Genomic DNA, 18,338 nt, shown 5'->3' on the forward strand with positions numbered 1-18,338 from the left:
ACCCTAACCCGTCGCCCCCGCCGGGTTCATCCCGGTTTCCGGACGCGCTTCGTCCTCGCCTGACCTCGACTGTTAGGCTTGCGAAACGTGAGCGCGAAGCCCAAGATCCCCAATGTCCTGGCCTCCCGGTACGCCTCGGCGACCCTGGCCCAGCTGTGGTCCCCCGAGCACAAGGTGGTCCTGGAGCGCCACCTGTGGCTGGCCGTCCTCAAGGCGCAGCGGGACCTCGGCATCGAGGTCCCGGCCACCGCGATCGCCGACTACGAGCGGGTGGTGGACCAGGTCGACCTGGCGTCCATCGCCGAGCGCGAGAAGGTCACCCGGCACGACGTGAAGGCCCGGATCGAGGAGTTCTCCGAACTCGCCGGGCACGAGCAGATCCACAAGGGCATGACCTCGCGCGACCTCACCGAGAACGTCGAGCAGCTGCAGATCCGCCAGTCGCTGGAGCACGTCCGCGACCGCACGGTGGCCGTCCTGGTCCGCCTCGGCCGCCTCGCCGCCCAGTACGCCGAGCTGGTCATGGCCGGCCGCTCGCACAACGTCGCCGCCCAGGCCACCACCCTCGGCAAGCGCTTCGCCACCGCCGCCGACGAGGTCCTGGTCGCGTACGTCCGGCTGGAGGAGCTGATCGCCCGCTACCCGCTGCGCGGCATCAAGGGCCCGGTCGGCACCGCCCAGGACATGCTCGACCTGCTGGGCGGCGACGCCGACAAGCTCGCCGAGCTGGAGCGCCGGGTGGCCGGCCACCTCGGCTTCGAGAACGTCTTCACCTCGGTCGGCCAGGTCTACCCGCGCTCGCTCGACTACGACGTGGTCTCCGCGCTCGTCCAGCTCGCCGCCGGTCCCTCCAGCCTGGCCAAGACCATCCGTCTGATGGCCGGCCACGAGCTGGTCACCGAGGGCTTCAAGGCCGGCCAGGTCGGCTCCTCGGCCATGCCGCACAAGATGAACACCCGCTCCTGCGAGCGCGTCAACGGCCTGGCCGTCATCCTGCGCGGCTACGCCTCGATGACCGCCGAGCTCGGCGGCGACCAGTGGAACGAGGGCGACGTCTCCTGCTCCGTGGTGCGCCGGGTCGCGCTGCCGGACGCGTTCTTCGCCTTCGACGGCCTGCTGGAGACCTTCCTGACCGTCCTCGACGAGTTCGGCGCCTTCCCCGCCGTCATCGAGGCCGAGCTGGACCGCTACCTGCCGTTCCTGGCCACCACCAAGGTCCTGATGGGCGCGGTCCGGGCCGGGGTCGGCCGCGAGACCGCCCACGAGGTCATCAAGGAGCACGCGGTCAACGCCGCGCTCGCCATGCGCGAGGGCGCCCGCGAGAACACCCTCGTCCCGGGCCTGGCCGCCGACCCGCGCATCCCGCTCGACCACGCCGCCCTCGACGCCCTGCTCGCCGACCGGCTCTCCTTCACCGGCGCCGCCGCCGCCCAGGTCGGCGAACTCGTCCGCCGCATCGAGGAGGTGGCCGCCGCCCACCCGGAGGCCGCCAAGTACGCGCCCGGCGACATCCTCTGACGCTCCGTCGCCGGTAGCAGGAGCAGCAGCGGCCCGTCCCGGGGAGTTCTCCGGGGCGGGCCGTTCAGCGTTCGCCGTCGTGCGGGTGGATCGGGGGCGTGGTCGGGGCGCAGTACCAGTCGCAGTCCGGCTCGGCGACCGGGTGGGGCGGGGTGAGGGCGTCGGGGCGGATGGTGGTGAGGGCCAGGAGGGCGCCGGTGGCGAGCAGGGCGGCGCAGATCAGCACGGCGGTGGTGAAGGCGGCGTCGACCTCGGCGGGGACGCGGTAGGCGTCGCCGCTCAGGCCCGCCAGCGGGGGGATCGCGGCGACCGCGAACAGGCCCGCCGCGCGGGCGGCCGCGTTGTTGACGCCGGAGGCGATGCCCGCCCGGCGGACGTCCACGGCGGCCAGCACGGTCGCGGTCAGCGGGGCGACCAGCAGGGTCATCCCGGCGCCCTGCACGGTGACGGCGGGCAGCACGTCCCGCCAGTAGTTCGCGCCGGGCCCGATCCGCAGCATCAGCAGCACGCCCGCGGCCACCACCAGCGGACCCACCGTCAGCGGCAGCCGCGGTCCCACCGCCCGGCCCAGCCGTCCGGCCCGGCCGGAGAACAGCAGCATCAGCACGGTGATCGGCACCAGGGCGACCCCCGACAGCAGTGGCGTGAACCCGGCCACGACCTGCAACTGCACCGTCAGCAGCAGGAACACCCCGCTGAACGCCCCGTACACGCACAGCGTGACCAGGTTGACGGAGGTGAACAGCCGGGAGCGGAACAGCGTCAGCGGCAGCATCGGGTGTGCCGAGCGGTGCTCGACCAGCACGAACGCCCCGGTCAGCGCCAGGCCCGCCGCCCCGGCCGCCAGCGCGCCCGGGGACAGCCCCGAACCGGCCTCGGTCAGGGCGTAGGTGATCCCGGCCAGCGCCAGCGCCGCGAGCAGCGCGCCCGGCACGTCGAAGCGGCCGGAGGCGTCCGGGTCGCGGCTCTCCGGGACGTGCCGGGCCGTCACCGCGACCACCACCGCCGCCAGCGGCAGGTTCAGCAGGAAGATCCACCGCCAGCCCGGCCCGTCCACCAGCCAGCCGCCCAGGAACGGCCCGACCGCGGCCGCGACCCCGCCCAGCCCCGACCAGGCGCCGACCGCGCCCGCCCGGTCCTCCTCGGCGAACACCGCCTGCAGCATCGCCAGCGAACCGGGCGTCAGCAGTGCCCCGCCCACCCCCTGCAACGCCCGTGCCAGCACCAGGAGTTCGACGTTCGGCGCGGCCGCGCACCCGGCCGAGGCCAGCGCGAACCAGCACACCCCGAGCAGGAACACCCGCCGCCGTCCGTACCGGTCGCCGAGCGAGCCGCCCAGCAGGATCAGCGCGGCCAGCGTCAGCATGTACGCGTTGACCGTCCACTGCAGCGCCGCCAGGTCCGCGCCCAGGTCCGCGCCGATCCGCGGCAGCGCGACGTTCACCACCGTGCCGTCCAGCATCGCCATGCCGGAGCCCAGCGCCGTCGCCGCCACCACCCACCGGCCGCGGCCCGTGCCGAGGCGGATCCCGTTGTCGTCCACGCTCAGAGTCTCGGGCAGCGGGGGCGGCGGCGGGGCGCGGCGCGCAGGCGGCGCGGGCGACGGGTCAGGGCAGCAGGGCGGCGCGGCGCCAGGAGCGGGCGGTGGCGGGGGTGAGGACGCCCAGGTCGGCGAAGAACTCCAGCGCCTTGCGGGCCCAGTCGATCCGGGCCTGCCGCCAGTGCGGGTTGGCCTCGGCGGCGCGGCGGGCCTCGGCCGGGTCGAGCCCGGCCAGCGCGTACACCCGCGGGTGCACGATCTCGTCCACCGCGTGCCGGGCCAGCAGGGCCAGCGCCCGCCGGAACACCGCCCGCCGGGCCGCCGTCATCGCCGCCCAGCGGCGCTCCAGCTCCGGCTTGGCGTAGCCGATGTGCCGGGCCTCCTCGACCACGTGGATCCGGGCCACCGCGCGGGCCAGCGGCTGCAGCGACTCGTCGCGGACCATCTCGCGCTGCATCGCGTCGGTGAACTCCTCGACGAAGATCGCCCCGGCGAAGGTCATGGTGGTGTCGTTGAGCAGGAAGTGCAGCTTGCCCAGCCGGTCGGCGCGCCGGGTCGGCCGGGCCGAGGGGTAGCCGGTCGCGGTGATGTAGCGGGCGAACATGGTCGAGTGGCGGCACTCGTCGGCGACCTCGGTCAGCGCGTACTGGGCGTGCCCGGTGGTCAGGTCGCCCGCGTAGACGTGCCGGATCAGGCCCTCCATCAGCACCAGCTCGAACCAGATCCCGGCGGCCGTGGTGGACGCGAACTGGTGCACGCTCAGCCGGGCCCGCGCCCGCTCGTCCAGCCGCTCCCACAGCGGGGTGCCGTACAGCGCGACGCGGTGCGCGGGCAGCGCGTAGTGGTCCGGGTCGACGGGCGCGGACCAGTCGATCTCGGTGAGCGGGTCGTACGAGTGCTTGGCGGAGGCGCGCAGCAGGCGGGCCGCGTTGAGCTCGCGGTCGGCGTTGCGCTGCCGGGCGACGGACTGCGGCGGGACGGGGGACTGCGGCGGGGTGGCGGTGTCGGACACGGGCGGGCTCCGGAGGGTGGGGTACGACGGGGGCTCCGGGACGAGTAAACCAATGAGACAGAGTGTCAACAAGGGGTGCGGGCGGATCGGCGGGGGGGAACCGTCCGCGTGCGACCCCGTCCGGCCCCGCGCAGACTGGCCGCATGGACCCGGTCACCGCCCTGGAACGCATCGCCTTCCTGCTGGAGCGCGAACTCGCCTCCCCCCACCGGGCCAAGGCGTTCCGCACCGCCGCCGAGGCCGCCGCCGCGCTGCCCCCCGAACCGATCGACGCCGCCCGGGCCGAACGCCTCCCCGGCGTCGGCCCCGTCACCGCCCGGGTGATCGCCGACGCCTCGGTCGGCCGCACCCCCCAGTACCTGCTGGAGACCGAGGCCCGCGCCGCCGCCGGGCCCGCCCCGTCCGCCGCCGCGCTGCGGCTGCGCGAGAAGCTCCAGGGCGACTGCCACCTGCACTCCGACTGGTCCGACGGCACCGTCCCCGCCGAGCGGATGGCCCGCACCGCCCGCGCCCTCGGCCACCACTGGGCCGTCCTCACCGACCACTCGCCCCGCCTCACCGTCGCCCGCGGCCTCGACGCGGACCGGTTGCGCGAACAGCTCGACCTGGTCGAGGAGCTCAACGCCCGGCTCGCCCCGTTCCGGCTGCTCACCGGCATCGAGTGCGACGTCCTCGCGGACGGCACGCTCGACCAGGACGAGGAACTGCTCGACCGCCTGGACGTGGTGGTCGCCTCCGTCCACTCCGAGCTGCGGATGGACGCCGACGCGATGACGCACCGGCTGCTCGCCGCCGTCCGCAACCCGCTGGTCGACGTCCTCGGCCACTGCACCGGGCGCCGCCTGGGCGAGAAGCCCCGCCCGGCGTCCGCGTTCGACGCCGAGGCCGTCTTCACCGCCTGCCGCGAGCACGACACCGCCGTCGAGATCAACTGCCGCCCCGACCGCCAGGACCCGCCCGACGACCTCCTCGCCCTCGCCGCCGACCTCGGCTGCCTGTTCGCGATCGACACGGACGCGCACGCGCCGGGGGAACTCGACCGGCAGATCGACGGGTGCGAGCGGGCGGTGGGGGTGGGGCTGGAGGCGGAGCGGGTGATCACGGCGTGGTCGGTGGAGCACCTGCTGGCGTGGGCGGGGGCGCGCTGAGGGAGTGTCAGTGCGGGCCGGTACGCTGCCCGGATGACCGAGATGCACGAGGTGACGCGAATCAGGCCGTTGGCGTTCCACGCGGCGGGTGGGACGGAGGACTGGAGGGTGCTGGGGGAGGGAGCCTGCGCGTTCTTCCGGACGGGGTCGTTCGGGGCGGGGGCGCGGCTGGTCGGGGCGCTCGGGGAGGCGCTGGCGGGGGTCGGCGAGGTGGACGTGGACCTGCGGCCGGAGGGCGTGACCGTCCGGCTGGTCGAGGTGGGGGAGGAGTACTACGGCCTGACCGGGCGGCACGTCGAGCTGGCCCGGCTGGTCTCCGCGACCGCCCGCGAGCTCGGCGCGGTCGCCGACCCGGGCGGCCTGCAGACCGTCCAGGTCACAGTCGACGCGCTGGAGGTGCCCGCCGTGGTCGCGTTCTGGCGGGCGCTGCTCGGCTACCGCGACCGCTCCGGCAGCCCGGAGGACCTGATCGACCCGGCCCGCCGCGGCGCGCCGTTCTACTTCCAGCAGATGGACGAGCCCCGCCCGCAGCGCAACCGGGTGCACGTGGACGTCTGGGTGCCGCACGACCTCGCCGAGGCCCGGATCGCCGCCGCGATCGCCGCCGGGGGCCGCCTGGTGACGGACGAGCACGCGCCGAACCACTGGGTGCTGGCCGACCCGGAGGGCAATGAGGCCTGCGTCGGCGCCGCCGGGGCCGCGGGCTGAGGGCCGTTCAGGCGCTCTCGACCAGGCGCTCGCGCAGGCTCTCCAGGGTGTCGTCCTTGAGGCCGAGCCCGGCCCGGGCGTAGCTCTCGGCGTCGCCCCAGTGCCCGGCGAGGACGTCGAGCGCGGCGTCCAGGTACTCGGCGCGGACGGAGAGCACCGCGTCCGCGACCTCCGGGTCGCCGCCCGCCGCGACGAAACGTTCCACCAGCGGGGCGTAGCGCGCCCGCACCGCCGGGTCGACGGACAGGTACTCGGTGCGGACGGTCTCCTCGTCCGCACCCAGCAGCAGCAGGACCAGGGTGGCGCCCCACCCGGTGCGGTCCTTGCCCGCGGTGCAGTGGAAGAGCACCGGCCCGCCGCCCCGGTGGGCGAGCGCGGTGAGCAGCTGCTTGTACGCCTGCCGGGCGGAGGCCGAGGTGACGAACGCCCGGTAGTCCTCGCGCAGGGCGTCCGCGGCCCGGCCGCCGCCGAGGGCGCGGTTCGCACCGGCCGGGTCGGCGAGCGCCGCGGCCAGCGCGGCCGTCGCCCCGCTGCCCGCCTCGTCGGCGAGCACGTCCGCGACCAGCAGGTGCGCCCCGCCGGGGACGCGGTCGGGGAAGGCGGCGCGCTCGGCGGCGGTGCGCAGGTCCACGACGGTGCGCACGCCCAGCGCGTCGAACACCGGGTCGCCCGCCGGGTCGTACCGGTCCAACTGGCCGGAGCGCAGCGCCAGCCCGGGCCGGACCCGGGCCCCGCCGGGCAGGTCGATGCCGCCGAGGTCGCGCAGGTTGGCGACGGTGACGGAGTCCACGAGGTGCGAGTGCTGCATGACGGCCTCCCTGCCGACGGACCCGGGGAAAACGGGCGGACCTTGCCAGCACGCTAGGCGCGCCCCGGGCGGGTCGCCCCCGGAGTACCCCCGGCCGGGCGGACCTCCGCGGCGGACGGCGGAGCGCTCGGGGGAGCGGCCGGGGAGCGCACCCGTGCGCCGCGCCGCGCCGCGCGCGCCCCTTGATTGACGTGACGTCAGCGGGCAGGGTGGTCACCGCCCGGCCCCGTCGGGGCGGGGCGTGCCTGGTGCGACGAAGGGACGGAATCCCCGGATGGCAGCGAAGATCCTGATCATCACCGGTGACGCGGCGGAGTCGCTGGAGGTGTTCTACCCGTACCAGCGGCTGCTGGAGGAGGGCTACCAGGTCGACATCGCCGCGCCGACCAGGAAGACCCTGCAGTTCGTGGTGCACGACTTCGTCCCGGGCTACGACACGTACACCGAGAAGGCCGGCTACACCTGGCCCGCCGACCTGGCGTTCGCGGACGTCGACCCCGCGCAGTACGTGGCGCTGGTGCTGCCCGGCGGCCGGGCGCCCGAGTACCTGCGCAACGACCCGGAGGTGCAGCGGATCGTCGCCGCGTTCGTCGAGGACGACAAGCCGCTCGCGCAGATCTGCCACGGGCCGCTGATCACCCTGCGCACCGGCTCGCTGGCCGGGCGCCGCACCGCCGCCTACCCGGCGCTGGAGCCGGACGTGGCCGCGGGCGGGGCGGACTTCGTGGACGGCGACGCGGTGGTGGACGGCGTGGTGGTCTCCGCCCGGGCCTGGCCGGACCACCCGTCCTGGATGCGGGCGTTCGTCAAGCTGCTGCGCGAGAAGGCCCCGGTCGAGTAACGGCCCGCCGGGGCGTCGGCGCCGACGCCCCGGTCGATCCGGCCGCCGCCGAGTTCGCCCTCGCCGAACTCGCCCCGCAGGCCGACGCATTGGCCGCCTCCGGACTGTTCGCCGACCCCGTCCCCGTCCCGGCCGACGCGGGCGCCCCCGCCCCGCCGCTGGGCCTGGGCGTCCGCGACCCCGCGCACCCGCTGGGGCGGTAGGCGGCGCGCGTCAGCGCCGGGTGCGCACCCCGTCCAGGGCGATGGCCAGCACGCGCTCGCGCTGCCCCTCCTCCGGGTACGCCACCGAGGCGATGCCGGAGACCATCCGCAGCAGGTCCTCGATGCTCATGTCGGTGCGCGCCTCGCCCGCCTCCTGGGCGCGCAGCAGCAGCGGGGTGCCGCCGGCGTACATGGTCAGCAGGCAGGCCTGGAAGATGTCCGACTCCTCGCCCGCCAGGGCCTCGCGGATGGCCCGCTTGGTCGTCGCGTAGTCGACGAAGCGGCGCAGCCAGGTGGTCAGCGCCTCCCACGGCGGCAGGTCGGCGACCGCGAGGGAGGCCCGGTAGAGGTCGTCGACCTCGGCGGCGTACACCGCCTCGAACAGGTGCCGACGGGTGGGGAAGTTGCGGTAGAGGGTGCCGATGCCGACGCCGGCCCGCCGGGCGATGTCCTCCAGGGAGGCCTCGGCGCCGTGCGCGGCGAACGCCTCGCGGGCGGCGGCGAGCAGTGCGTCGAAGTTGCGGGCGGCGTCCGCGCGGCGCGGGCGCTGGGCGGCGAGGAACTCGCTCACCACGATCTGATCCGGCACGGGGACCTCGTTCTCGACACGTCCGGGAATTCGAATTGAACCGGAGGCATGCCTCCGCTAATCTGGAGGCATGCCTCGACTTTAGCACCGGGGCCTGGACTCCGGCCCGCCCGCGTACCGGCGGACCTGCCGTTTCGCCGTGCCCGCACACCCGACCGACGACGCCGGGCGACCGTACGGCGACCCTGCGTACCGATCCCGTCCCGCAGCCCCGCTGCCCTGCCGCTCCTCCGTCCCGCCTGTCCTCCCGTCCGGCCGCTGAGGCGCACCCCGTGCTGCCCGCGCGCCGTCCCGGGTCCCGAGTCCCGAGAGGGTTCGATGAACCGCCACTCCCCCCGCCTGACCTTCGGCGTGCTCGCCGTCGGCGCGGGCGTCTACGCACTGCTCCAGTCGCTGATCACGCCCGCCCTCCCGATCGTCCAGGAGGAGATGCACACCACGCAGTCCACCGTCACCTGGGTGATGACCGCCTACCTGCTCTCCGCCTCGGTCTTCACCCCGATCCTCGGCCGGGTCGGCGACCTGGTCGGCAAGAAGCGCACCCTGGTCGCCGCGCTGGTCGCGCTGCTGGTCGGCTGCCTGGTCGCCGCGCTCGCGCCGAACATCACCGTGCTGATCCTCGCCCGGGTGATCCAGGGCATCGCCGGCGCGCTGTTCCCGCTCTCCTTCGGCATCATCCGCGACGAGTTCCCGCCCGGACGGGTCTCCGGCGGCATCAGCAACATGTCCGCGGTGATCGCCGTCGGCAGCGGCCTCGGCATGGTCCTGGCCGGGCCGATCGTCGGCGCCCTCGACTACCGCTGGCTGTTCTGGCTGCCCGTCATCGTGGTCGCGGGCACCGTCCTGCTGGCCCACCGCTACGTCCCCGAGTCGCCCCACCGCAGCGAGGGCAGCGTGGACTGGCTCTCCTCCGTGCTGCTCTCCGGCTGGCTGGTCGCCCTCCTGCTGCCGGTCAGCCAGGCCTCCCAGTGGGGGTGGGCCTCGGCCAAGGTGCTCGGCCTGCTCGCCGTCGCCGTCGTGCTGTTCGCGGCCTGGGCGCTGAACGAGTCCCGCTCCCGCAACCCGCTGATCGACCTGCGGGTCATGCGCCTGCCCGCCGTCTGGACCACCAACACCGCGGCCCTGCTGTTCGGCGCGGGCATGTACGCGGTCTGGGCCTTCCTGCCCGGCTTCGTGCAGATGCCCACCAGCGCCGGGTACGGCTTCGGCTCCAGCGTCACCGGCGCCGGGATGCTGATGCTCCCGATGGTCGCCGCCATGTTCGTGGCGGGCGTGGTCGGCGGACGGCTGGCCGGACGCTTCCCCGCCAAGGCCCAACTGGTCACCGGCGCCCTGCTCGGCTCGGCCGCCTGCGCCCTGTTCGCCACCCGGCACGACAGCCCCGCGGACGTCGCGCTCGCCGCGGGCGTCTTCGGCCTCGGCATCGGACTCGCCTTCGCCTCGATGAGCAACCTCATCGTGCAGGCCGTCCCCGCCGCCCAGACCGGCGCCGCCACCGGCATGAACGCCAACATCCGCACCATCGGCGGCTCGATGGGCGCCGCCCTGATGACCGGCCTGGTCACCGGCCACCTGCAGGCCGGCGGACGCCCCGCCGAATCCGGCTACACCGAGGGCTTCGCGCTGCTGGCCGCCTTCTGCCTGGCCGCCGCCCTCGCCGCCCTGCTCGTCCCGGCCCGCCGCCCCGTCGCCGCACCCGTCCCGGTGGAGGCCCCCGCCGCGGCGCGACAGGCCGCGGCCGCGGCCACGGCTGCGGAGCACGAGGTGGTCGGCGGCTAGCCGGCCGACGGGGAACGGCGGCGACCGCCCGGCCGACGAGGAAGGTGCCTCGTCGGCCGGGCGGTGGTCCAGCAGTGGGTCGGCGGTGGCTCAGCGGCGGGTCACCGGTGGTGCAGCCAGTTCATGGCGCTGGTCGGCCTGTCGTTGTAGTCGAACAGCGCCTGGTTCTCCCAGGCGTCCTGGGAGGTCGGGTCGGCCGGGTCCCAGCCGTTGCCCGGCACGGCCGTCCAGGTGGGCTCCCAGTAGAAGACGCCCAGGCCCCGCCCGTTCGGCACGGCTTCCACCACGTTCATCACGTCGCGCAGGTTGGCGGCCTGGCCGGCCTGGGTGGCGGGGTAGCCGGCCACCAGCTGGGAGGAGGTGGCGACGTTGTTCTCCAGGGCGTCGTCGTTCGCCAGGGTGAAGGCGTACGCGGTCTCGGCGACGAACACCTGCTTCCCGTAGCGGGCGGCCAGGTCGTCCAGGGTGGTCTGCAGGTCGCTCAGCGGGCCGTGCCAGTAGCCGTAGTACGAGAGCCCGATCAGGTCGAACGGGACGCCGTGCGAGACCGCCTGGTCGAAGAACGCCCGGGCCCCGGCGTCGTCGCCGCCCTTCGCCAGGTGCAGCGCCACCTTGGTCGAACCGCTCACCGCCTTCGCCGCGTTGGCGCCCTGGGCGAGCAGCGCCGCCAGGTTGGACCAGTTGGAGGTGGAGCCCTCGTTCCACAGGATCCCGGCGTTGATCTCGTTGCCGATCTGCACCATGTCCGCCGTGGTGCCCTGGGCCTTCAGCGCGTTCAGCACGTCGTAGGTGTGGTTGTAGACCGCCGAGTTCAACTGGGCCAGCGAGTAACCGGACCAGGCGGCGGGCTTGGTCTGCTTGCCGGGGTCGGCCCAGCTGTCGGAGTAGTGGAAGTCGATCAGCAGGCCCATGCCGAGCGCCTTGGCGCGCTTGGCCATCGCCAGGACCTTGTCCTTGTTGTTGTAGCCGTCGGCCGGGTTGACCCAGACCTTCAGGCGCACGTAGTTCGCGCCGCTGGAGTGCAGGATGCTCAGCGCGTCACCGGCGGTGCCGTCCGCCCAGCGGTAGACGCCGCCCTTGTCCTCGCTCTTCTTCAGCGTGGAGACGTCCACGCCGCGGGCGGCCAGGCCGGTGCCGCCGGGGGTGAGGGAGAGGTCGTCGACGTTGATCCAGTTCCCGGCGTTGGCATCGGAGTCGATGCTGACGGTGCACTGCCCGCCGGTCACGGTGACCGAGGTGACCAGCCGGATCCAGGCGCCGTTGGGGGTCGGCGGCAGGTCGGTGCGCTGCTCGGCGGAGCCGCAGTTGCGCAGGGCCAGGTACGCGGAGTTCTGCCCGCCGCTGGAGCGGACCCAGGCGGTCAGCGTGTAGGTGCCGTTGGCCAGGCCGGACAGGTACTGGTACGTCTCGACCTTGTAGGCGGTGGCCGCGTAGTGGGCGAGCCGGTACGAGCCGCTGTGGCCCCCGGCCTCGGTGTAGGAGGCGCTGTTCTGCCCGGTGGCCGAGTAGGTGGACCAGCCGGTGGGGGTGGCCGTTCCGGTGCCGTTGGCCTCGAAGCCGGTGTTGGTGAGCGTGGCGGCGGCACCGGCCGTGCCGGGCAGGCCGGTGACGGCGGCGGCGGCGATCGGGAGTGCCGCCGCGGTGGTGATGAGCGCGCGCTTGATGCCCTGGTGCATCGTCGTCCTTGACGGGGAGTGGGGGCGGGGGTGGGGTGGAGCGGGATGCATCTGTAAACGTGCACAGAAGTCTGCTGCTGCGTCCTGCCATAGGAAACCCCAGGGCCGGGCAAGGCTGCAAGCAGTCGACGCCATTTTCTTGTGAACGTTCACATAACGGGAGGGCGGCCGCGGACCCCGCCCGCGGCCGCCCTCCCGGGCGGGCTCAGCAGTCGCGCAGCTCCGGCGACTGGTTCAGCAGTTGGGCCCGCGGGGAGGTGAACTCCCGGTAGGCGGCGGTGTGCTCGGCGTGCGGGTGGAAGGCCGCGAGGCGGTGGCAGTTCTGGAAGGCCAGCTTCACCGAGAAGTGCCGCTCCAGTGCGCCGCGGATCGAGTCGCTGGCCAGCGCGCGCAGCAGTTGGGCCCGCTCGGCCTCGCTCGGGGCGACCGTGTTGTCGGCGAACTCGGCGTCGGTGCGGGCGAGTTCGGCCGTCAGGTCGTTGACCAGGCGGTAGGCGTAGGGCAGCGAGGTGCGGACGGTGGCGAGGAAGTCGGCATCGGCGACCTCGTCGCGTTCGGCCAGGGTCAGCAGGGAGGGGGAGACGTCCAGCGACATGGTGGATCGAGCCTTCCGGGGTTAGTGGTAGTGGAAGTCGTTTTCAGTAAGTGATCCTGTCGCCCGGCTGACGCCCTGTCAATTACGCTCCTCCGTTCGGCGCGGCACCCGGTGCCGCCCGGCTCGCGGCCGCTCCCGGCCCTTCCTAGAGTGGGAGGGGCCAGACGAACCGCGAGGAGGCCCCGATGGACGAGCAGCGCCGCGACGGCGGAACCGGCAGTGCCGACCGCCGCATCCTGGAGCGGATCAGCGAGATGGTCGAGGCCGAACGCGGCCTGCGCGCCGCCCTCGTGGAGGGCCGCATCGACCAGTCCACCGAGCACCGCGAACTCAAGGACATCGAGGAGCAGCTCGACCAGTGCTGGGACCTGCTCCGCCAGCGCCGCGCCCGGGTCCGGGCGGGGGAGGACCCCGACGGCGCGAGCGTGCGCAGCGTCGAAGAGGTCGAGCGCTACGAGTCCTAGGCGGACGTGGCGGACGTGGCGGGCGCGCCGGGTGCGGTGGGCGCGCCGGGCGGGCGGCGGGGTCAGGCCCCGGCGGCGTCCAGGTTGGCCGTGACGCGGGTGAGCAGCTCGCGCAGCGCCCGCAGGTCGTCCAGGGGCAGTCCGGCGGCGGCCAGGATGCGGCGGGGGACGGCCAGGGCGCCCTCGCGCAGCTCGCGTCCGGCCGGGGTGGTGGTGACGATCACCGAGCGCTCGTCCTCCGGGCTGCGTTCGCGGGTCACCAGTCCGGCCGCCTCCAGGCGCTTGAGCAGCGGCGAGAGGGTTCCGGAGTCCAGGCGCAGGCGTTCGCCGAGCTGCTTGACCGGCAGGGCCCCGTCCTCCCACAGCACCAGCATCACCAGGTACTGCGGGTAGGTCAGGCCGAGGTCCTTGAGCGCGGTGCGGTAGACGCCGCCGAAGGCGCGGGAGGCGGCGTTCAGCGAGAAGCAGATCTGCTGGTCGAGCAGGAGCAGGTCCGCGTCCTCGCGTGGGGTGTGCTCGCCGTGCCAGGTCATGGCTCCAGGGTAGCAAGCGACCGATTTAGTTGTGCGCAATTGAATTGTGTGCTGTAGTTTTGGGTAGGAAGCAGCGAGACCTGGCAGCGGAAGCGCACCAGCAGAAGCGCCGAAGCAAGGACGAAGGAGACAGTCGCGATGAACCCGCTCTACACCGCAGTCGCCACCGCGAACGGCCGCGAGGGCCGCGCCGTCAGCTCCGACGGCAGGCTCGACCTCAAGCTCTCCCCGCCGCCCGCGCTCGGCGGCGACGGCGAGGGCACCAACCCCGAGCAGCTGTTCGCGGCCGGGTACGCGTCCTGCTTCGCCAGCGCGCTGGGCGTGGTCTCCCGGCAGCAGAAGGTGGACGTCTCGGACGTGTCGGTGACCGCCGAGGTCACCATCGGCAAGGACGACGGCGGCTTCGGCCTCTCCGTCGTCCTGCGGGTCGAGCTGCCGGAGTCGCTGGCGGGCGAGGCCGGCGAGCTGCTGGTCAAGCAGGCCCACCAGGTCTGCCCGTACTCCAGGGCCACCGCCGGGAACGTTCCGGTGGAGCTGGTCGTCGAATAAGGCGAGGCAGGGGTCTCACCGGGGTCTGCGGGCCGCGTCCACGTGGGGGTGGAGGCGGCCCGCGGTGCTGTTCCCGGGAGGGGCGTCAGAGCGGGAGCAGCTCCGGGCGCTTGGCCTCCACGTGGTCGCCCGAGGACTCCCCGCGCAGGCGACGGCCGACCCAGGGCAGCAGGAAGGTGCGGGCCCACTGCAGGTTCTCCCGGCGCTGGTCGGCCGGGGTGAGGACGGGCGCGGGCGGCCAGGCGGCCTCCGGGTCCGCGTCCACCGGCAGGCCGAGCGCGCGCGCCGCCAGCAGCGCCACCCGCTGGTGGCCCTCCGGCGACAGGTGCAGCCGGTCCTCGGACCAGGCCCGCCGGTCGTGCACCGCCCGCAGCGACCACAGGTCGGCGACCGCGAGGCCGTTGCGGTCGGCGATCGCCCGCAGGTGCGCGTTGTACGTGGCGATCTTGCCGCGCAGGTGGCGCAGCACCGGGACGTTGCGGGTGTCGAAGCCGGTGCAGATCAGGATCGTCCCGGCGCTCTCGCGCAGTTCCAGGACGGCCGACTCGAAGTGCTCGGCGATCAGGTCCGGGTCGCTGCCCGGGCGCAGGATGTCGTTGCCGCCCGCGCACAACGTCACCAGGTCGGGCCGGAGTTGACGGACCTTCGGGACCTGCTCGGCGACGATCTGGTCCAGCAGGCGGCCGCGGACGGCCAGGTTGGCGTACCGGAAGTCGTGCTCCGGCCTGCGGGCGGACAGCATCGCGGCCAGGCGGTCGGCCCAGCCCGCGAACTGCCCGTCGGGGCCGGGGTCGTTGAGGCCCTCGGTGAAACTGTCACCGAGGGCCGCGTAGGAACTGAGGTCAAGGATCTCCTGGTAGTCGGCCATGCAGCAGATGGTTCACCTTGTGAAGTGACTTACGCCACCGTAGGTGCCCCGTGGCAGAGCGTGATCTCCGCCACGGGGGCCGGGGCCGGTACCCTGCAGGGGTTGCGGGCGATGGACGACCCGGCGGGGGCAGGCGGACGGTGAGGGTGGTCGTGACCAGTGACGGGGTGCGCGAGGAGAACTCGCGCCGCAAGCAGATGCTGGTCCGGGCGCTGATCTACATCGCCGGTACGCACCTGTTCGCCGGCTTCGTGATCCTGCTGTTCGCGGTCGGCGGCCGCCACTGAGCCGTGGCCCACTGGGTCGTGACCCCGCCGGGCCGCTCGGCCCCGTCGGGCTGCTCGGCCCCGCCGGGCCGCCGGGGTGCGGTCCTACGGCTGCTGCGGGAGGACGCGCTGCGCGACCTTCGCCAGGTGCGCGTCGAACGCGGCGGGCGGGTCGGGGTGGACGCGGACCAGGGCGACCAGCGCGGTGATCACCACGTCGCACAGCTCGTCCGCGACGTCGTCCCAGGAGTGCGAGAAGCCCTTGCGCGGGTTCTGGCCGAGCGCGCCGATCACCGCCTCGGCGACCTCGCCGGCCTCCTCGCTCAGCTTCAGGCACTGCAACACCCGCTGCATCTCCGGGGGTTGGGCGCTGCCCTCGGCCAGCCAGTCGGCCAGCCGCCGCACCGTCCCCCACTGCCGCTCGTCCACGTCCCACCACCGATCGCCGGACCTCCGGCGGGGCGGGTGTCCGGGCCGCCCGCCCGCCGCTGGACGACGATCGTACCGACCGGCCCGACCGGCCCGGGACGGTGAGTGGTGACGGGGCGTCAGTGCAGGCGCTGCTGCCAGTCGATCGGGACGCGGCCGGCCGGGCCGGGGACGGGCTGGGTGACCGGGTGGGAGGTCGGACCGGCCAGCGGCGGACCCTCGTAGAACTGCTCGGTCTCGGTGTTCCAGAACCAGTCCTCGCCGGGCTCGAAGCTGGTGAGGAACGGGTGCCCGGCCGACCGGGCGTGCGCGCTGGCGTGCTGGGACGGGGAGGAGTCGCAGCAGCCGATGTGCCCGCAGGCGGCGCACCTGCGCAGGTGGAACCACCAGCCCTGGCCCTCGCCCGCCAGGCACTCCGCGCAGCCGTCGCCGCTCGGCGGGACGGTGGGGTCGATGCCGGGGATCGTCGTGTCGTCGCTCATCGTTGCACCTCCTCGGCCAGGGTATGCCCGGGGCGGCGGGCGCGCGCCGGAAGCGGATCCGGCGCGGCGGGACGGGGCCGGGGCCGCCGGGGAACGGGAGGGGCGGACGGCGGTGCGGAGGTGGATTCCGTACTGATCTACAGTGCTGTAGATTCGGTGCGGGCCCGGGCCCGACCGAGGAGGCCGGGCGACGGCCGTCGGCGCCGAACCGGCCGAACTGCCGGGCCCGGTACGGGGAAACCACAGGAGGGCACACATGGGAGTCTCGCTCGCCAAGGGCGGAAACGTCTCGCTGACGAAGGAGGCCCCGGGGCTCACCAACGTCATCGTCGGCCTGGGCTGGGACGTCCGGGCCACCACGGGCGCCGACTTCGACCTGGACGCCAGCGCGCTGCTGTGCAACGAGGCCGGCCGGGTGCTCAGCGACCAGCACTTCGTCTTCTACAACAACCTGCGCAGCCCCGAGGGCTCGGTCGAGCACAGCGGCGACAACCTGACCGGTGGCGGCGACGGCGACGACGAGCAGATCAAGGTCGACCTGACGGCCGTCCCGCCGCAGGTCGCCAAGGTCGTCTTCCCGGTGTCGATCTACGACGCGGAGAACCGGCACCAGAGCTTCGGCCAGGTGCGCAACGCGTTCATCCGGGTCGTCAACGAGGCCGACGGCAGCGAGGTCGCCCGCTACGACCTCTCCGAGGACGCGTCCACCGAGACCGCGATGGTCTTCGGCGAGCTGTACCGCTACGGCAGCGAGTGGAAGTTCCGCGCCATCGGCCAGGGTTACGCCTCCGGCCTGCGCGGCATCGCGCTCGACTACGGCGTCAACGTCTGACCTGCCGCCCCGTGTCGCACGGGGCCGTCCCGCTGTTGCCGCAGGCCGCGACCGGGGCGGCCCCCGCGCGTTCCGGCGTCCCCCGCGCGCTCCGTCGCCCCGGTCGGGGGGTGTCGGCGTTCGGGTGGTGCGCCGGGCTGTGGCAGGCTCGGCGCATGGAACAGCGTGTACTTGGCAGGACCGGGCGCCCGGTCTCGGTGATCGGTCTCGGAACGTGGCAGCTCGGCGCGGACTGGGGCGTGGTGCTGGAGGAGGACGCCCTGGCGGTGCTGGGCGCCGCGGCGGACGCCGGGGTGACCTTCTTCGACACCGCCGACGTCTACGGCGACGGCCGCAGCGAACAGTTGATCGGGCGTTTCCTGAAGGAGCGGCGTGACGACGGCCTGATGGTCGCCACCAAGCTCGGCCGGCGGCTGCCGCAGCTGCCGGAGAACTACACCCTCGCCAACTTCCGCGAGTGGACCGACCGTTCGCGCCGCAACCTGGGCGTTGAACGGCTCGACCTGGTGCAGCTGCACTGCCCGCCCACCGCCGTCTACTCCGACGACCAGGTGTTCGACGCGCTCGACACCCTGGTCGCCGAGGGCAGCATCGCCGCGTACGGCGTCAGCGTGGAGACCTGCGAGGAGGCGCTGACCGCGATCGCCCGGCCCGGCGTCGCCAGCGTGCAGATCATCCTCAACCCGTTCCGGCTCAAGCCGCTCGACCGGGTGCTGCCCGCCGCCGAGAAGGCGGGCGTCGGCATCATCGCCCGGGTGCCGCTGGCCTCCGGACTGCTCTCCGGCAGGTACACCAAGGAGACCGTGTTCGGGAGCGACGACCACCGCACCTACAACCGGGACGGCTCCGCGTTCGACCAGGGCGAGACCTTCTCCGGCATCGACTTCGAGACCGGCGTGGAGGCCGCCGACGAGTTCGCCCGGCTCGCCCCGCCCGGCGCCAGCTCCGCCCAGACCGCGCTGCGCTGGATCGTCCAGCAGCCCGGCGTCAGCACCGTCATCCCCGGTGCCCGCACGCCCGAGCAGGCCCGGGCGAACGCCGAGACGATGGCGCTGTCGCCGCTGCCGGAGCAGACCCTGCAGGCCGTCCGCGACCTGTACGACCGGCGGCTGCGGGCGCAGGTGCACTCGCGCTGGTAGGGCGTGGTGCGGGCGGTGGCTCGCACCGGTTCCGCGGGGCGCCCGGGAGCGGGCGCCCCGCGGGCGCGGGGTGGGCGCGGGGCGGTTTCCGGGCTCGCTCGGTTCAGGGCAGCGGTTCGGCGTGCAGCGGGGTGCGGGGGGCCTGGTGGCCGCCGCTGGCCAGCATCCGGACCTCGCCCCGGTCGCTGATCTCGGCCTGCACGATGCCGGACGGGTCCGCGTACACCGGGTGGCCGCCGGGGCCCCGGGCGCCGGTCGCCTCGACCACCACCACGTCCTGCTCGGCGTGGCCGCCGGTCTCGCCGGGGAACGTGAGTGCGAATCGCTGGGTCATGGCCGGGCCTTCTTCCCGTGGACGT

The 18,338-nt window shown here is 74.0% G+C and carries 21 protein-coding genes; 10 read left to right on the forward strand and 11 right to left on the reverse strand.

Annotation, left to right across the window (positions count from 1 at the left end; translation table 11 throughout):
- The first annotated feature begins 87 nt into the window (after positions 1–87).
- Positions 88–1,518, forward strand: coding sequence for an adenylosuccinate lyase (purB, locus tag ACFY00_RS14245; protein ID WP_388030973.1), 1,431 nt, complete (start codon positions 88–90; stop codon positions 1,516–1,518).
- 64 nt (positions 1,519–1,582) lie between these two features.
- Here purB and ACFY00_RS14250 read toward each other — a convergent pair whose 3' ends face one another.
- Positions 1,583–3,061 carry an MFS transporter gene (locus tag ACFY00_RS14250; protein WP_388030974.1) on the reverse strand — a complete coding sequence of 493 codons (1,479 nt, stop codon included), beginning with the start codon at positions 3,059–3,061 and terminating at the stop codon, positions 1,583–1,585.
- A 64-nt stretch (positions 3,062–3,125) separates the two neighbouring features.
- Entirely contained in the window at positions 3,126–4,070 is a 945-nt protein-coding gene (locus ACFY00_RS14255) for a diiron oxygenase (protein ID WP_388030977.1), read from the reverse strand.
- Positions 4,071–4,213: 143 nt separating this feature from the next.
- Between ACFY00_RS14255 and ACFY00_RS14260 the strand changes: the two genes are divergently transcribed.
- Complete coding sequence (locus ACFY00_RS14260; RefSeq protein WP_388030978.1) at positions 4,214–5,218, forward strand: PHP domain-containing protein; 1,005 nt, start codon at positions 4,214–4,216, stop codon at positions 5,216–5,218.
- 42 nt (positions 5,219–5,260) lie between these two features.
- Positions 5,261–5,926 (forward strand): VOC family protein, encoded by a 666-nt coding sequence (locus tag ACFY00_RS14265; protein WP_388031102.1) that lies wholly within the window; start codon positions 5,261–5,263, stop codon positions 5,924–5,926.
- A 7-nt stretch (positions 5,927–5,933) separates the two neighbouring features.
- Here ACFY00_RS14265 and ACFY00_RS14270 read toward each other — a convergent pair whose 3' ends face one another.
- Positions 5,934–6,734, reverse strand: coding sequence for a tyrosine-protein phosphatase (locus tag ACFY00_RS14270; RefSeq protein ID WP_388030981.1), 801 nt, complete (start codon positions 6,732–6,734; stop codon positions 5,934–5,936).
- 274 nt (positions 6,735–7,008) lie between these two features.
- On the opposite strand from ACFY00_RS14270, the gene ACFY00_RS14275 reads away from it, so the two are divergent.
- Entirely contained in the window at positions 7,009–7,575 is a 567-nt protein-coding gene (locus ACFY00_RS14275) for a DJ-1/PfpI family protein (protein ID WP_285737614.1), read from the forward strand.
- A gap of 213 nt (positions 7,576–7,788) precedes the next feature.
- Here the strand turns inward: ACFY00_RS14275 and ACFY00_RS14280 are convergent, their stop codons facing one another.
- A complete protein-coding gene (locus tag ACFY00_RS14280) occupies positions 7,789–8,367 on the reverse strand; it encodes a TetR/AcrR family transcriptional regulator (RefSeq protein ID WP_285737612.1) in 579 nt (192 codons plus the stop codon).
- A gap of 318 nt (positions 8,368–8,685) precedes the next feature.
- Here ACFY00_RS14280 and ACFY00_RS14285 point away from each other — a divergent pair, with 318 nt between their 5' ends.
- Complete coding sequence (locus ACFY00_RS14285) at positions 8,686–10,146, forward strand: MFS transporter (protein WP_388030984.1); 1,461 nt, start codon at positions 8,686–8,688, stop codon at positions 10,144–10,146.
- Between the two features lie 101 nt (positions 10,147–10,247).
- On the opposite strand, the gene ACFY00_RS14290 is transcribed toward ACFY00_RS14285, so the two are convergent.
- Both ACFY00_RS14290 and ACFY00_RS14295 read right to left on the reverse strand, forming a co-directional pair.
- Positions 10,248–11,822, reverse strand: a complete 1,575-nt coding sequence (locus ACFY00_RS14290) for a glycosyl hydrolase 53 family protein (protein ID WP_388030986.1) — start codon at positions 11,820–11,822, stop codon at positions 10,248–10,250.
- Between the two features lie 205 nt (positions 11,823–12,027).
- On the reverse strand, positions 12,028–12,417 hold the full coding sequence (locus tag ACFY00_RS14295; protein WP_388030987.1) for an SCO5389 family protein: 390 nt from the start codon (positions 12,415–12,417) through the stop codon (positions 12,028–12,030).
- Between the two features lie 185 nt (positions 12,418–12,602).
- On the opposite strand from ACFY00_RS14295, the gene ACFY00_RS14300 reads away from it, so the two are divergent.
- A complete protein-coding gene (locus ACFY00_RS14300; protein ID WP_388030988.1) occupies positions 12,603–12,881 on the forward strand; it encodes a DUF2630 family protein in 279 nt (92 codons plus the stop codon).
- Between the two features lie 62 nt (positions 12,882–12,943).
- Here ACFY00_RS14300 and ACFY00_RS14305 read toward each other — a convergent pair whose 3' ends face one another.
- The gene (locus tag ACFY00_RS14305) at positions 12,944–13,414 is read right to left on the reverse strand and encodes a MarR family winged helix-turn-helix transcriptional regulator (RefSeq protein WP_388030990.1); all 471 of its coding nucleotides are present in this window, start codon (positions 13,412–13,414) and stop codon (positions 12,944–12,946) included.
- Positions 13,415–13,552: 138 nt separating this feature from the next.
- Here ACFY00_RS14305 and ACFY00_RS14310 point away from each other — a divergent pair, with 138 nt between their 5' ends.
- Complete coding sequence (locus ACFY00_RS14310; RefSeq protein WP_388030992.1) at positions 13,553–13,963, forward strand: organic hydroperoxide resistance protein; 411 nt, start codon at positions 13,553–13,555, stop codon at positions 13,961–13,963.
- 85 nt (positions 13,964–14,048) lie between these two features.
- Here the strand turns inward: ACFY00_RS14310 and ACFY00_RS14315 are convergent, their stop codons facing one another.
- Entirely contained in the window at positions 14,049–14,831 is a 783-nt protein-coding gene (locus ACFY00_RS14315) for an SGNH/GDSL hydrolase family protein (protein WP_388030994.1), read from the reverse strand.
- Between the two features lie 152 nt (positions 14,832–14,983).
- Between ACFY00_RS14315 and ACFY00_RS14320 the strand changes: the two genes are divergently transcribed.
- Positions 14,984–15,118: a DUF6126 family protein gene (locus ACFY00_RS14320; protein WP_388030996.1), complete on the forward strand. Its 135-nt coding sequence runs from the start codon at positions 14,984–14,986 to the stop codon at positions 15,116–15,118.
- A gap of 84 nt (positions 15,119–15,202) precedes the next feature.
- On the opposite strand, the gene ACFY00_RS14325 is transcribed toward ACFY00_RS14320, so the two are convergent.
- Positions 15,203–15,526: a MazG-like family protein gene (locus ACFY00_RS14325; protein WP_388030997.1), complete on the reverse strand. Its 324-nt coding sequence runs from the start codon at positions 15,524–15,526 to the stop codon at positions 15,203–15,205.
- A gap of 119 nt (positions 15,527–15,645) precedes the next feature.
- A complete protein-coding gene (locus tag ACFY00_RS14330) occupies positions 15,646–16,008 on the reverse strand; it encodes a UBP-type zinc finger domain-containing protein (protein WP_388031000.1) in 363 nt (120 codons plus the stop codon).
- Between the two features lie 256 nt (positions 16,009–16,264).
- Between ACFY00_RS14330 and ACFY00_RS14335 the strand changes: the two genes are divergently transcribed.
- Positions 16,265–16,840, forward strand: coding sequence for a TerD family protein (locus ACFY00_RS14335; RefSeq protein WP_388031003.1), 576 nt, complete (start codon positions 16,265–16,267; stop codon positions 16,838–16,840).
- Positions 16,841–16,995: 155 nt separating this feature from the next.
- Complete coding sequence (locus ACFY00_RS14340; protein ID WP_388031004.1) at positions 16,996–17,979, forward strand: aldo/keto reductase; 984 nt, start codon at positions 16,996–16,998, stop codon at positions 17,977–17,979.
- Between the two features lie 103 nt (positions 17,980–18,082).
- On the opposite strand, the gene ACFY00_RS14345 is transcribed toward ACFY00_RS14340, so the two are convergent.
- On the reverse strand, positions 18,083–18,313 hold the full coding sequence (locus ACFY00_RS14345; protein WP_285737599.1) for a DUF6296 family protein: 231 nt from the start codon (positions 18,311–18,313) through the stop codon (positions 18,083–18,085).
- Positions 18,314–18,338 lie beyond the last annotated feature (25 nt).

Origin of the sequence: Kitasatospora sp. NPDC001540 (assembly GCF_042894345.1) — a bacterium.
GTDB lineage: Bacteria > Actinomycetota > Actinomycetes > Streptomycetales > Streptomycetaceae > Kitasatospora > Kitasatospora phosalacinea_C.